This window comes from Ralstonia sp. NFACC01, from assembly GCF_900115545.1.
Classification (GTDB): Bacteria; Pseudomonadota; Gammaproteobacteria; order Burkholderiales; family Burkholderiaceae; genus Ralstonia; species Ralstonia mojiangensis.
In genome coordinates this window covers 666,409-680,064 of sequence record NZ_FOWV01000001.1, presented here as the reverse complement: position 1 = coordinate 680,064, position 13,656 = coordinate 666,409, and the positions used below count along the sequence as shown (strand labels likewise).

At 61.7% G+C, this 13,656-nt stretch carries 12 protein-coding genes; 1 reads left to right on the top strand and 11 read right to left on the bottom strand.

Translation table 11 applies throughout. The features are described 5' to 3' along the window. Window positions 1-124 precede the first annotated feature (124 nt). The 6 genes from BM136_RS03285 to BM136_RS03260 all read right to left on the bottom strand — a co-directional run bounded on the left by BM136_RS03285 (window position 125) and on the right by BM136_RS03260 (window position 7,831). Window positions 125-2,197 (bottom strand): TonB-dependent siderophore receptor, encoded by a 2,073-nt coding sequence (locus BM136_RS03285; protein ID WP_254775602.1) that lies wholly within the window; start codon window positions 2,195-2,197, stop codon window positions 125-127. A 217-nt stretch (window positions 2,198-2,414) separates the two neighbouring features. After that, a complete protein-coding gene (locus BM136_RS03280; RefSeq protein ID WP_092970228.1) occupies window positions 2,415-2,945 on the bottom strand; it encodes a sigma-70 family RNA polymerase sigma factor in 531 nt (176 codons plus the stop codon). 155 nt (window positions 2,946-3,100) lie between these two features. After that, window positions 3,101-3,295 carry a hypothetical protein gene (locus BM136_RS03275; protein WP_092970226.1) on the bottom strand — a complete coding sequence of 65 codons (195 nt, stop codon included), beginning with the start codon at window positions 3,293-3,295 and terminating at the stop codon, window positions 3,101-3,103. Between the two features lie 101 nt (window positions 3,296-3,396). After that, window positions 3,397-4,803 (bottom strand): MFS transporter, encoded by a 1,407-nt coding sequence (locus BM136_RS03270; protein WP_092970224.1) that lies wholly within the window; start codon window positions 4,801-4,803, stop codon window positions 3,397-3,399. Window positions 4,804-4,883: 80 nt separating this feature from the next. After that, on the bottom strand, window positions 4,884-6,071 hold the full coding sequence (locus BM136_RS03265; RefSeq protein WP_092970222.1) for a CaiB/BaiF CoA transferase family protein: 1,188 nt from the start codon (window positions 6,069-6,071) through the stop codon (window positions 4,884-4,886). Next, the gene (locus BM136_RS03260) at window positions 6,068-7,831 is read right to left on the bottom strand and encodes an acyl-CoA dehydrogenase family protein (protein ID WP_092970220.1); all 1,764 of its coding nucleotides are present in this window, start codon (window positions 7,829-7,831) and stop codon (window positions 6,068-6,070) included. The genes BM136_RS03265 and BM136_RS03260 overlap by 4 nt, the downstream gene beginning before the upstream one ends. A gap of 116 nt (window positions 7,832-7,947) precedes the next feature. Here BM136_RS03260 and BM136_RS03255 point away from each other — a divergent pair, with 116 nt between their 5' ends. Continuing rightward, the gene (locus tag BM136_RS03255) at window positions 7,948-8,844 is read left to right on the top strand and encodes a LysR family transcriptional regulator (RefSeq protein ID WP_092970218.1); all 897 of its coding nucleotides are present in this window, start codon (window positions 7,948-7,950) and stop codon (window positions 8,842-8,844) included. Between the two features lie 9 nt (window positions 8,845-8,853). On the opposite strand, the gene BM136_RS03250 is transcribed toward BM136_RS03255, so the two are convergent. The 5 genes from BM136_RS03250 to cyoA all read right to left on the bottom strand — a co-directional run bounded on the left by BM136_RS03250 (window position 8,854) and on the right by cyoA (window position 13,541). Then, window positions 8,854-9,279 (bottom strand): GNAT family N-acetyltransferase, encoded by a 426-nt coding sequence (locus BM136_RS03250; RefSeq protein ID WP_092970216.1) that lies wholly within the window; start codon window positions 9,277-9,279, stop codon window positions 8,854-8,856. 7 nt (window positions 9,280-9,286) lie between these two features. Further along, window positions 9,287-9,715 (bottom strand): cytochrome o ubiquinol oxidase subunit IV, encoded by a 429-nt coding sequence (cyoD, locus tag BM136_RS03245; RefSeq protein ID WP_092970214.1) that lies wholly within the window; start codon window positions 9,713-9,715, stop codon window positions 9,287-9,289. Further along, entirely contained in the window at window positions 9,712-10,377 is a 666-nt protein-coding gene (gene cyoC / locus BM136_RS03240) for a cytochrome o ubiquinol oxidase subunit III (RefSeq protein ID WP_092970212.1), read from the bottom strand. Before cyoC ends, cyoD begins: the two co-directional genes overlap by 4 nt. Next, a complete protein-coding gene (gene cyoB, locus BM136_RS03235; protein WP_092970210.1) occupies window positions 10,370-12,373 on the bottom strand; it encodes a cytochrome o ubiquinol oxidase subunit I in 2,004 nt (667 codons plus the stop codon). The genes cyoC and cyoB overlap by 8 nt, the downstream gene beginning before the upstream one ends. Window positions 12,374-12,488: 115 nt before the next feature. Beyond that, window positions 12,489-13,541 carry a ubiquinol oxidase subunit II gene (gene cyoA / locus BM136_RS03230; protein WP_092970208.1) on the bottom strand — a complete coding sequence of 351 codons (1,053 nt, stop codon included), beginning with the start codon at window positions 13,539-13,541 and terminating at the stop codon, window positions 12,489-12,491. Between the last annotated feature and the right edge of the window lie 115 nt (window positions 13,542-13,656).

Sequence of the window (13,656 nt, the reverse complement as noted above, 5' to 3'; positions counted from 1 at the left end):
ATCGCAAGCGCGATATCGGGAACATATTCGAAATGCCCGGCGATGCAATGCAAGCAATCGCCGGACAACAAGCTAAGTCACAATACTACACAGAAAACGGAATGCTTGTGTGAAGAAAAGGTAATTACCATTGATAAGAAATAGTGGCCATCACATTGCGCGCATCACCCCAATAACAATAGGCATTGCTCAAGCAGGATGCCACGTAATTCTTATTAAAGAGATTCTTGGCAGACAATTGCAGCTTGGCACCCTTGAGCGACGGATCCCAACGTGCAAGGTCAATGCGCAACATCAGGTCCACCAGCGTATACGGCGGCACCTTGAAGCTGTTGGCGTTGTCGCCCCAGCTTGTGCCGACGTAGCGCAAGCCCATGCCGGCGGTGTAGCCCGGCATGAAGCGCCAGTCCACCCAGGCCGACGCCATATGGCGCGGCACCTGATACGGCGTGTTGCCTACGAAGCCCTCAGCCGACTCGATGAACTTCATGTTGGTGAAGGTGTAGTTGGCCAGCACCGACACGGTGTCCGTCACCTGCGTGCGCGCTTCCAGTTCGACGCCGCGCGTGCGGATCTTGCCGCTGGGCACGTAGTAGATCTGTCCCACCGGCTTGGTCGCCACGTTCTCCTGGTCAAGGTTGAACACAGACGCTGCCAGCAGCGTGCTTGAGCCCTTCGGCTGATAACGCACGCCTGTCTCGAACTGCTGGGCGGTGGCCGGTTGCAGCAGATTGCCCCGCTGGTCTGCGCGCAGGCTCGGGTTGAAACCATCCGAGTAGCTGAAATACGGTGCGATACCGTTGTCAAACAGATAGACCACGCCCGCACGTTTGGTGAACTTCGAGCCGCTCCATTCCGACGGCGTGCCAGTACCGTACAGATTGGACGCCTTGGCGTGGTCCTCGCGCACGCCGAGCGTGAAGCGCCAGCGGTCGATTGCAATCTGATCCTGCAAGTACAGGCCAGTCTGCTCAAGCCAACGGTCGATGGGCGAAGCCGTCACGCCGGTCACGCCGGGGCTGCCATACACCGGATTGAAGGCATTGATCGGGTCGGCGCTGCCGGATTCCCAGAAGCCATCGACGTGACGCTTCTGATAATCGAGGCCGAACAGCATCGTGTGTTTCATCGCGCCCGTGGCGAACTTGCCCTCCAACTGGTTATCAACCGTGTATGCGTGCGTGGCTTCCTTGGCGCCCGAATAGTAGCGCGTCAGTTCGTCCGCACTGGCCCAGCCGAAGCCGTAAATCTGGCGCAGGCGCGTATCGCCGAACACGTAGCGGAAGTTCTGGCGCACAGTCAGTTGGTCATTGAACGCATGCTCAAACTGATAGCCGACCATGCGCTCAGTACGACGATATTTTTCGACGGTTGGATCGCCATCGAAAAAGTAGCGGGAGATGTAGCGGCCGTTGCGCGGGAAGAGGCTGCCTTCGGCCGGCACACCGCTGTGATAGCCGCCCTCCGGATCGTGCTGCAAATACGCTTGCAGCAGCAGATGCGTATCAGGCGTGAAGTTGATCGCCAGCGACGGCGCAATCGCAAAACGCTGCTCGCGCACGTGGTCGAACTGCGTGTCCATGCCGCGCGCCAGGCCGGTCACGCGGAATGCCATCACGCCGTTCTGGTCGATAGGTCCTGAGATATCGAACGCCCCTTCCAAACGGTTGCGATTGCCCACCGTGAGCTCCACCTCGTGGTACGGCTGGAAGAGCGGCTTCTTGCTCGTCAGCGCCACCACGCCACCCGGCGACGCACGACCGTACAGGATCGAACCCGGCCCCTTAAGCACGTCAATGCGCTGGAGGAAATACGGATCGACCTGGAACGAGCTGTAACTGCCCTGGTCACTCATCAGGCGCAGGCCATCGAGCAAGGTGTTGTCGACACTGCTGTCGCTAAAGCCGCGCAGCGCAACGTAGTCGTAGCGGTTGGATGCGCCCACCAGTGCGGTGAATGCGCCAGACGTGTAATTGAGCGCCTCTGAAATGCCGCGCGGCTTCTGGTCGTCCAGTTGCTGCTGCGTCACCACCGAAATCGATTGCGGCGTTTCGATGATCGGCGTATCGGTCTTCGTGCCCGCCGCGCTCTGCCTGGCAACGAAGCCTTTGCCGGGACTTTGCGCCGTCTCGCCTCGCCCCACTGCTGTGGTCGCGGGCAGCGTGGCACTGATTTCGCCGGTGGTACGCTGCGCCATCACTTGCGGTGGCAGAACCCCCGCCAGCAGCACTGCGCAACTCAGCCGTGCAGCAAGCGCTATCGGGCCCAGCCTCGTATGGCAAATCGTGTCGGATGGAAAAACCGTTGTTGTGTTCGTTTGCTTTGGCATGGTGTGTTGGAAGATGCGTGTGGTCTCCACACCTATCGACGATCCACACTGCGAAAGCGGAACTGGCTTGAGAAATTTCTTTCGATCAGGTCATCGCACATGTCGCACAACGCTCCACGGCCTGCACAAGATACTTACGCACCATGCGCGTTGACTTGCCAAGCTGTTCGGCAATGCACGCATGGGACTCCCCTTCGATGTAGCGCAACCGCACCGCCTCGCGCGCACTGGGCGACAGCGTTTCCAGCATCGCGCTTGTGTGCTGCAACGCCTGCGCCTGCGCCAGGCGTTGCTCTGGCGACGGTGCATGCTCGAACTGCGCAGACCTCAATGTCAATTCGTCCAGGCATGCGCATTCGACGCGTCGATGGCGCGCCCGGTCGATCATCAAATGCTTGGCGGTAGTCGTCAGATACGCGCGCGGCTCGCGTACTTCGTTCAGCTTGTCGGGCGCAGCCAGCACACGCATGAAGGTGTCGTGCATTACGTCCGCCGCTTCTTCCGCGCACGCGAGCTTTTTGCGCAGCCACGCAAAAAGCCAATCGCAGTGCTGCATATAGAGCGCGTCGATGGACGTATTGGTGTCGTACAGCGGCTCTGGCTGAACGGCAGGCATGCGGGCTCCCGGAAATTAACCGGACGCACGCAGAACACGCACGCATCGCGTCCATACAAATGAGAATCATTCTCATTTTATGGGCGCAAAACCCTCTTCGCAAACGGGAATTCGAAAGGCAGTGCTCAGAATCGGCGGGAGGCTGCTACGTGACGCTAGACCACATCCTCCGGGGACCGGCGCCTCCAAGCCATAAGCGCAACCGCCAGCGCAGCCACCGACAGGCCGATTGCCAGCCCAGTCAACCGCCCGGCGCGACGGGCTTCATCGGCTTGGTGGCGCGCCTCAATCGCCTGGCGCACGGTTTCCCAGAAGGCCTCGCGATGCTCGTTCTCGTCAAAGATGGACATGGCACGCTTCCCCGTTTCGTATGGCTCGCCTTGCCATCGTAGGGAACGCGCGGCAGGTGCGCCACCGCACATTTCGTGTAGGACACGGTGCCCACCGCAACTCAGACAGCAGCGACCGGCTTGGCCCCAGGGCCCGCGAGCCGCCGAGAGACATCGGCATCACCCTGCCCCAGGTCCATCGCATCTGCGCGTTCGGCGGTGGACAACTCGTCTGCGCGATAGCCCGTGCGGTTGAGCAGCACCAGCGTGCACGCCAGCGACACCAGCGCATACAGCGCCGACGACACCGCCACGCCCACGATATTGCCGCTGCTGTTGAGCATCCACTGCGCGAACACGGGCGTGCCGCCACCCACCACGAGCGAACACAGTTGATACGCCAGCGACAGGCCTGTATAGCGGATGCGCGTCGGGAACACGCGCGCCAGAATGCCGCCGATAGCACCGTAGAACATTGAATGCGGAATCGTTGCCAGGCACATGCCGAGCAGCGCAATCCAATACAGCTTGGTCTCGATGGCAAAGAACATCACTGGCATGAGCAGGAACTCAGGCAGCACCATCAGGCAGATGGCTCGACGCATGTCCATGCGCGAAACCAGCCATGCACCGATTGGCTGCGTGATGAACTGGACCACCAACGCAATCGCGATGATGCCGAGGAAAGTGTCCTGCGCGTAGCCGAGTTCCTTCGTCGCCCATGCGAGCGCGAAATTGCTCTTCAGGTACGTCACGTGAATGAGCGGCAGCGTGCCTGCACTCAGCAGCACGAGGCCCCAGTGGTCACGCACCACGTCTTTGAGCGGCAATTTGACGGTCTTCTTCTGCGCCAGCACGCGCTTCATGTCATCCGACTCTTCCAGCTTCAGGCGGATGACCATGCCGACAATCACCAGCAGCGCCGACAGTAGGAACGGCACGCGCCAGCCCCACAGCATGAACTGCGGTGTCGGCAACGCGCTCAGGGCAAAGAACACCAGCGTCGCCAGCAGGTTGCCCGTGGGCGAACCCTGCTGGGCAAACGCCGAGTACAGAATGCTCTTGCGCTTGGGTGCGCTCTCGCTGGCGATCAGCACCGCGCCGCCCCACTCACCGCCCACCGCCACGCCCTGGATCACGCGCAGCACCACCAAGCCCACCGGCGCCCACATGCCAATCTGCGCATAGCCCGGGAGCAGGCCGATTCCCATCGTCGCCAAGCCCATCAGGATGAGCGTGATGATGAGTGTGGTCTTGCGGCCAATCTTGTCGCCCAGATGGCCAAAGATGATCCCGCCGATGGGCCGTGCCGCAAAGCCTGCCCACAGCGTGACGAACGACAGCAGTGTGGCGATGCCCGGGTCCAGCGTCTTGGAGAAGAACACCTTGCCGAAGACAAGTGCGGCAGCAAGGCCGTAGATGTAGAAGTCGTACCACTCGATGGTGGTGCCGATAAACGCGGCCACCGCAGCGCGGCGCGGTTGCAGGTTTGCGGCCGCGTCGGTCTGGGGCGCAGGCTGGTGAAGCATGTTTGTCTCCTTGGTGGTACTGCCGGTTTGGCGCAGCCTCTGCTGGGCTGACTGCCTTGTTGTGGTGAACCTGCTTTATTTCATTTCAGAACACCAGCCTGAAACAAGCGCTGACGGGTGTCTGCGTCAATGCCCAGCGACGCGAGCACGGCATCGGTATCAGCACCGAGTGCGGGCGGAGCGCTGCGATACGTTGCCGGCGTGCGCGACAGCTTGATGGGTGATCCAATCCCACGGTACGTCCCCAACTCGACCACCATCTGCCGGTGCAGCGTATGCGGATGGCGCGCGACCACATCGACACTCAACACGGGCCCGCACGGTACGCCGCCATGGACCAGGTCTTGCGCAAGCGTCTCGCAGTCGAAGCCCGCCAGTTGTGCTTCCAGCGCGTGCTTCAGCTCCGCCCGATGCGCGCAGCGGCTACGGTTGTCGGCAAAGCGCGCGTCTTGCGCCAGTTCCGCCGCGCCGATATGCGCGCACAGCTTGGCGAACTGGCGATCGTTACCCACCGCCAGAAAGATCGGCTCGGTGCCAGTCTGGTAGCTGTCGTACGGCGCGATGTTCGGGTGCGCATTGCCGCTGCGCTGGGGTACCTTGCCCGAGCCGAAGTAGTTCGGCAGATGAGGATGCAGCAGCGATACGCCGCAGTCATACAACGCGATGTCGATCGATTGCCCGCGCCCGCTCTTCTCGCGCTCGGCCAGCGCAAGCAGGATGCCGGCGAGCGCGTTGAGCCCCGTCACCATGTCGACGATCGGCAAGCCGACGCGCATGGGGCCGCCGTCGCGTTCGCCGTTGACGCTCATCAGGCCGGCCATGGCCTGGATGGCGGCGTCGTAGCCGGGTAGCCCACCGAGCGGGCCGTCAGGGCCGAAGCCGGAAACGGCGCAGTGGATCAAGCGCGGAAAGCGCGGTTGCAGGTCGCGCTCGAAATCCATACCCCAGCGGGCGAGCGTGCCAGGCTTGAAGTTCTCGACCAGCACGTCGGCGTCCTCCAGCAATTGCCAGAGCACGGCGCGGCCCTCTTCGTTCGACAGGTCGACCGAGATACCGAGCTTGTTGCGGTTGACGCCGTTGAAGTACCAGGCGGTATCGCTTTCGTCGAAGGGCGGGCCCCAGGTGCGCGTCTCGTCGCCAACAGGTGGTTCGAGCTTGATAACCTGCGCGCCGTGATCGGCGAGTGCCTGCGTGCAATATGGGCCACCGAGCACGCGGCTCAGGTCGATGACCTTCAGGCCGTGCAGTGCGCCGTGGATTGCGCTCATTGCGCGTCTCCTGTCGGCAAGGCCCGCACGGCGAGCGCAAATGACACCTCGCGCTGCTTGACGAGCGCATCGAGCAGCAATGCGTCATCGTTCTCGGGCAAGGCCAGCGGATCGACCGGCAGCAGTTTATGACGCAGCACCAGATGCGCAAGCGCCAGCCGGCGATGGTCCGGCGCCAGACGCACGCCTTCCACCGCCATGAAGATAGCCGTAGTGATGTGATACAGCGCAGAGCCGGCCTGACGCACCAGTTCGTCGCTGCCGTCTTCAGCCACCTTGGCGATTGCGCGGCATACGCGGTCGAGCATAGCGCGCAGCAACTCATCGCTTTGCGGCGGCAGCGTGACGCCATCGAGCATGCCGATGAGATAAGCGCGCAACGGCTCCAACGCGCCTTCGCGCCTCACAGCGCGTGCAATGTCAAGCGCGACGATGTTGCTTGTACCTTCCCAGATAGAGCCCAGATGGGCGTCACGCACGAGGCGCGCATCGCTCCACTCTTCGATGTAGCCGGTGCCGCCGCGCACTTCCATCGCGTCTCCGGTTACGCGGCGCGCATCGCGGCACGCGCGGAACTTGATGAGCGGCGTCAGGATGCGCACACATTTGGCGGCTTGCGCCTCGCCTGCATCGGCCAGCGGCAGCAGTTGCGCGATCTGCATGAACATCGACCGCGCCTGCTCCGTCGGCAGCAGCATCTTCAAAAGCTGGCGCTGCATCAACGGCATGTCGATCAGCTTGCGGCCAAAGGCTTCGCGGTTGCGCGCAATGTGCAACGCTTCGGTGGTGGCGCGGCGCATCAGTCCCGCAGCGCGCACGCCGTTCGACAGGCGCGACATGTTGATCATGTCGGCCATCTGGTGGAAGCCTCGGCCGATCTCGCCGATCAGGTATGCGGTGGCGCCCTCAAGCACGATCTCGCCGCTGGCCATCGAGCGGGTGCCTAGCTTGTCTTTCAGGCGGACGATGCGGTAGTGGTTGCGCGAGCCATCGCGCAGCGTCTTGGGCAACAGGAACAGCGCCAAGCCGTTGATGCCGGATGGCGCACCGTCGGGTCTGGCGAGCACCATGGCGAGATCGGCATCGGCGTTCGAGCAGAACCATTTGTCGCCGTACAGGCGCCACGTTTGCGTGCCGTCGGGCGCGGTTTCCAAGGCGGCACGCGTGGCGATGCGTGCGACGTCCGAACCGGCCGCCTGTTCAGTCATGAACATCGCGCCCTGGTACAGCACATCAAAGTCGCGCGAAGTCAGCATCGGCAGATAACGCGCCACCAACGCCGGATCGCCGAACTTGCGCAATGTGCGCGTGAGCGAATCCGTCATGCTGACGGGGCAGCACAGGCCGAACTCGGCCTGCACGAACAGATATGTGAGCGCGTATTTGACCAGCGGCGGCGGTGCGTCGCCGGCATGGCTCATCGATGCGAGACCAAGCTCGGCATAGGCCACGCGTTCGAGCGCAATGTAATCGGGGTGCTTGTCGATGCTTTGCAAGGCTTCGCCGCGGCGGGTGCGGTGGCGTAGCTGCGGCGGGTTGTGATCCGCGCTGATGGCCCAGGCGTCAAGTTCGTCCGAAGCGCGCTGGCCGAGCGAGTTAAGCTGGGGCTCCAGCTCGCGGTATCGGGCGTCGCCCAGATACAGGCGCAAGAGACGCCCGAGGTCCGGATCGACGTGAAAGAAATTGATGCCCCGGCTGTCGGGGATATTTTGATGGCCGCTGGGATGAATCATAAGCGGCTCGCGGGCGATGTCGTTCATGCGGGGGCCTCGCTGTCTCCTGTTTTGTCCGGCCAGCATAGAAACGCCATCGATAATCGTCCAATACAGGTTTTATCCGGTACGATAAATATCTCTTATCGTTCAACTAGGCCGCCATGGACCTGAAACAGCTGCGCTACTTCGTTGCCGTGGCGGAAGAACTGCACTTCGGGCGTGCGGCGCAACGGCTGTTCATCTCGCAACCGGCGCTGAGTTTCGACATCCGCAAGTTCGAGGATCAACTGGGCGTGCAATTGCTCGCGCGCACCAACAAGAGCGTGGCGCTAACCAACGCCGGCCAAGTGCTATTGGACGAGGCCCGCAAGCTGTTGCAGCAAGCGGCGGAAGTCGAGCGCATCACGCAGCGCTCCGCGCACGGGCTGGCGGGGCGGCTTCGTGTCGGCTTTGTCAATTCGATGCTGTATCGCGGCCTGCCACGCGCGGTGGAGCGCTTCGAGGCCGATCACCCCGCCGTGGAGATCATCCTGCGCGAGATGAACACCGGCGAGCAGGTCCAGGCGATCCAGCGCCAGCAGATCGACCTGGGTTGCGCGTACTGGGGCACGTTTCCCGCCGAAGTCGTTTCCACGCCGATCTTCTCGGAACCTTTCGTCGCCTGCTTGCCCGCTGGCCACGCGCTGGCGCGTCGCAAGAGCGTGGGGCTGGACTCGCTTGCGCAAGAGCCGTTCATCCTCTTTCCACGCACCGTGTCGCCGCACTATCACGACCTGATCATCGCGCTGTGCGTAGATGCTGGCTTCAGCCCCGTGATTCGTCACGAGGCACGGCTGTGGCAAACGGTGGTGACGATGGTGGGGTTCGGCATGGGCGTGGCGCTGGTACCCAAGACGCTGCAGCACGCCGGCGACGCGCGCGTCAGCTTTGTTCCGCTGGCTGGCGGCAAAAAAGAATCGCCCGTGCTGTCATTGCGACGCACGGGCGATGCAGAGCCGGTAGCAAGCCGCTTTCTCGAGTACCTCGAAGCCGCTGCGCAAGAGAACGTGAAGCCTTGAAGGCTTAACTCACAGCGTCTTGCAGAGGAAGATCCGGCTCGTACCGGGCGGGTCGCAAGGGACCTCTCCAAACCGTACCCAGCCGTTGCGTTCGTAAAACTGTGGTGCCTGAAAGCTGATCGTATAGACCACCGCCGAGCGGCAGCCGCGGCGGCGGCCCTCTTCTTCAAACCTGCGCAACACCTCGGTGCCAATGCCCATGCCGCGCAACGTCTCGGGCAGATGGAACAGATCGAGAAACAGCAACCCCAGCGATGTCCGCCCGCTCGCGCCGCCCACCACGTCGCCGCTCTGCGGATCGCGGACCAGCACCGCTAGCGGTTGCCGGTCGCCATAGCCGACGTGTTGATCGTTGAAGTGGTTCAACCCTTTGCCGATGACCTGGATCGATTCATCATCCGCCGCGTCGGTGACGATGATTTCCGGAGCATGCATACCGGCCCTACTGTGTTCGGGCCGGCAGGCTGACGGGGCTCGACTGCGCTGGCGGACGCATATGCGGCATCATGTTCGCGTTCAGGTGGTACATCACCCAGAGCGAACCGCTGAGCGTAATGACCACAAGCACCAGCGTGAACATCAGCGACAGCATGTTCCAGCCGCCCTCGGACTTGGCGTTCATGTGCAGGAAGTAAATCATGTGCAGCACGATCTGCACCGCGCCGATGAGCAGAATCGCCACCGCCGTGGTCGATGATCTGTCGAAGACGTTCCCCATCACCAGCCAGAACGGAATTGCCGTCAGGAAGACGGACAGCACAAAACCCGTCAGGTAACCGCCCAGCGTGGCGTGCGGTCCGACCTCTTCTTCGTGGTGATGACCATCGTGGGCATCACCATGTCCGTTCATCGTTTGATCTTGCGCGCTCATGGCAGCGTTCCCATCAGGTAGACGAAGGTAAAGACGCCGATCCAGACAACGTCCAGAAAGTGCCAGAACATCGACAGGCACATCAGCCGGCGCTTGTTGGCTGTGATCAGCCCGTGCTTTGACACCTGCAGCATCAGCACGATCAACCAGATCAGGCCAAACGTTACGTGCAGCCCGTGCGTGCCGACCAGCGAGAAGAACGAGGTCAGGAACGCGCTGCGCGTCGGCCCCGCGCCCTCGTGTATCAGGTGCGCAAATTCGTAAAGTTCCACCGCAAGAAACGCAGCCCCGAAGGCCCACGTGATGGCCAGCCAGATCTGCATGGCGGAGACCTTGTTCTGCTGCATCTGCAACATCGCAAAGCCGTAGGTGATGGACGACAGCAGAAGGAACGATGTGTTGAGCGCCACCAGTGGCAGCTCGAACAGCTCTGCCCCGGTGGGCCCGCCTGCATACTCGCGGCCCAGCACGCCATACGCGGCAAATAGGCACGCAAATATCAGGCAGTCGCTCATCAGGTACAGCCAGAACCCGAGCAGCGTGCCATTTGGCACATGCGGTTCTTCGGTGACGTGGAACTGGTAGCCGCCCGGCGGTACGTCATCTACCGTGGTGGTACCCGTAGGGCCGGTCACATGCAGAGGTGCGGTCGTGTCAGCCATGGCCTGCCATCAGTTGGGTGCGCGATGCTTCGGTCCGGATCACCTCTTCCGTCGGGATGTAGTAATCGCGCTTGTAGTTGAAGGTGTGAATGATTGCCGAGACGATCGTGGCCCCGAATGACAGGATGGCCAGCCACCAGATATGCCAGATCAGCGCAAAGCCGCACACCGTGGACAGCCCCGCGAGCACGATCCCTGCGGCGGTGCCCTTCGGCATGTGAATGGGCTTGAAGCCCTCCTGCGGACGCCGGTAGCCGTACTGCTTCATCTGCCACCAGGCATCGGCGTCATGTACGAGCGGCGTGAACGCGAAGTTGTACTGCGGCGGCGGTGACGAGGTCGACCACTCCAGCGTGCGGCCGTTCCAGGGGTCGCCGGTCGTATCGCGCAGTTCCTCGCGGCGCCGGAAGCTGATCACAAGCTGGATCAGGAAGCAGGCGATGCCGATGGCGATCAGCAGCGCGCCAAAGGCGGCGATCTGGAACCAGATCTGCAACGACGCATCGTCGAAATGGTTCATGCGGCGTGTCACGCCAAGCATGCCAAGCCAGTACAGCGGCATGAACGCGAAATAGAAGCCGACAAACCAAAACCAGAACGAAGCCTTGCCCCACGACGACACGAGGCGGTAGCCAAATGCCTTGGGGAACCAGTAGGTGATGCCTGCCATGAGACCGAACAGCACACCGCCAATGATCACGTTGTGGAAGTGTGCGATCAGGAACAGGCTGTTGTGCAGCGAGAAATCCGCGGGCGGCACCGCCAGCAACACGCCGGTCATGCCGCCCACCACGAAGGTGACCATGAACCCGATAGTCCACAGCATCGGCGGCTCGAAGCGGATCTTGCCGTGATACATCGTGAACAGCCAGTTGAAGATTTTGGCCCCGGTCGGGATCGAGATGATCATCGTCGTGATCCCGAAGAACGAGTTGACGCTGGCGCCCGACCCCATGGTGAAGAAGTGATGGAGCCAGACCAGGTAAGACAGCACGGTGATCACGACCGTTGCGTACACCATCGACGCGTAGCCGAACAGACGCTTTCGGCAGAACGTGGCCACCACTTCCGAGAAGATGCCGAATGCAGGCAGCACCAGGATGTAGACCTCGGGATGGCCCCAGATCCAGATCAGGTTCACATACATCATCGCGCTGCCGCCCTGCTCGACCGTAAAGAAATGGGTGCCGACATAGCGGTCCAATGCGAGCAGCGTCACGGCGGCCGTCAGCACTGGAAACGCTGCAACGATCAGCGCGTTGGTGCACAGCGCCGTCCACGTGAAGATCGGCATGCGCATCAGCGTCATGCCGGGCGCACGCATCTTGACGATGGTGACCAGCAAGTTGATGCCTGATAGCACGGTCCCAACGCCCGCTATCTGCAACGCCCATATGTAGTAATCGACGCCCACGTCGGGGCTTGCAAGGATGCCCGACAGCGGCGGATAAGCCAGCCAGCCGGTGCGGGCGAATTCGCCCACGAACAACGACATCATCACCAGGACGGCACCGCCCGTGGTCATCCAGAAACTGAAGTTGTTGAGGAACGGAAACGCCACGTCGCGCGCGCCAATCTGCAACGGCATGACAAAGTTCATCAGCCCCGTCACCAGCGGCATGGCCACGAAGAAGATCATGATCACGCCGTGCGCGGTGAAGACCTGGTCGTAGTGATGCGGCGGCAGGTAGCCAAGGTTGTCGCCAAACGCTATCGCCTGCTGGATCCGCATCATGACGGCATCGGCAAAGCCGCGCAGCAGCATCACGATGCCCAGCACGACGTACATGATGCCGATCTTCTTGTGGTCGATGCTGGTGAACCATTCACGCCAGAGGTAGCCCCAGACGCGGAAGTACGTCAGCGCTCCAACCACCACAAGGCCGCCAAGCGCGACGACCGCAAAGGTAGCGAGCAGGATGGGCTCGTGATACGGAATGGCCTCCCACGTCAGGCGGCCAAAGATCATGTTGGCGAGTTCGGAACGCTCGGGCATGGATGTCACCTGGGCCTGTATTGACCAATTCTGGCCGATCAATGTTGGCGAAAAACGTCAAAGGGACTGAAAGAGCTGAAAAGCGCAAAGGGCCGGAACGACTCAGGGCCCTCGGCTACCGCAACAGCCTTCGACCGTCGTTGATGGCCGCATCCGGCGCAAACATCGGCATGGCATCGGCCGTATTGCTGGCGGTACAGATTTCAGCCGACGGGTCGAAGCGCCTTACGTTGCGGTTGCTCGCCATGGTGTCTGCCAGGCATGCCTGGCCATCCACACAGCGGTTCAGGATGCGGTCATAAAGGTCTGGCGCCACGCTGGCGTAGCGCTGCACGGGCTCGCTCTCGCTGGGCTTGGCCAGCTTCAGATAAGAGTCCTTCGACAACGGCGTGCCCGACGACTTGACCTGCTGGACCCACCGATCGAACTCTTCGTTCGACAGCCCATGGAACTTGAACCGCATGTGCGAAAAGCCTGCGCCGCTGTAGTTGGAAGAGAACCCGTCATACACGCCGGGCCGGTTGATCACCGCATGAAGCTTCGTTTCCATGCCCGGCATCGCATAGACCATGCCTGCCAGCGACGGCACGAAGAACGCGTTCATGACCGTGGTAGCCGTGATCCGGAACGCAATGGGGCGGTCGACCGGGGCGGCCAGCTCGTTGACGGTGGCAATGCCCTGCTCGGGATAGACGAACAGCCATTTCCAGTCCATTGCCACCACTTCCACGGTGAGTGGCTTGGTCTCGGCAGGCACCGGACGATTCTGATCCAGCCGCGTTAGCGGCCGATACGGATCCAGTTGATGGGTGCTGACCCAGGTGATGGCGCCCAGCGTGATGATGATCAGCAGCGGCGCGGCCCAGATGGCCAGCTCCAGCACGGTGGAATGGTCCCAATCGGGGTTGTAGTTCGCGTTTTCAGCGCTTTCCCGATATCGCCACGCAAACAGCAGCGTGAGAAAGATCACGGGCACGATGATCAGCAACATCAGGCATGTCGCAATGATGATCAAGTCCCGCTGTCGTACCGCCATGTCGCCAGCCGGCGACAACAGCACGGCGTGGCTACAACCTGTAAGGGTCACCAACAAGGCAATTGCTGCACCTCGCCAAAGCGACCTTCCCGTAATTCCAAGGGGTGTCACTACTGCATTGAAGCGTGGCATGGGTCTCGGAAGTGGCGTTTGGTTAACGTCGCGCTGGGATGGCCCAACGATCTTTCGACTTGTCGTTGCAGTTTAGGCGCTATTCTGGTCTTGTGATGACGGACTTTTAGATCGC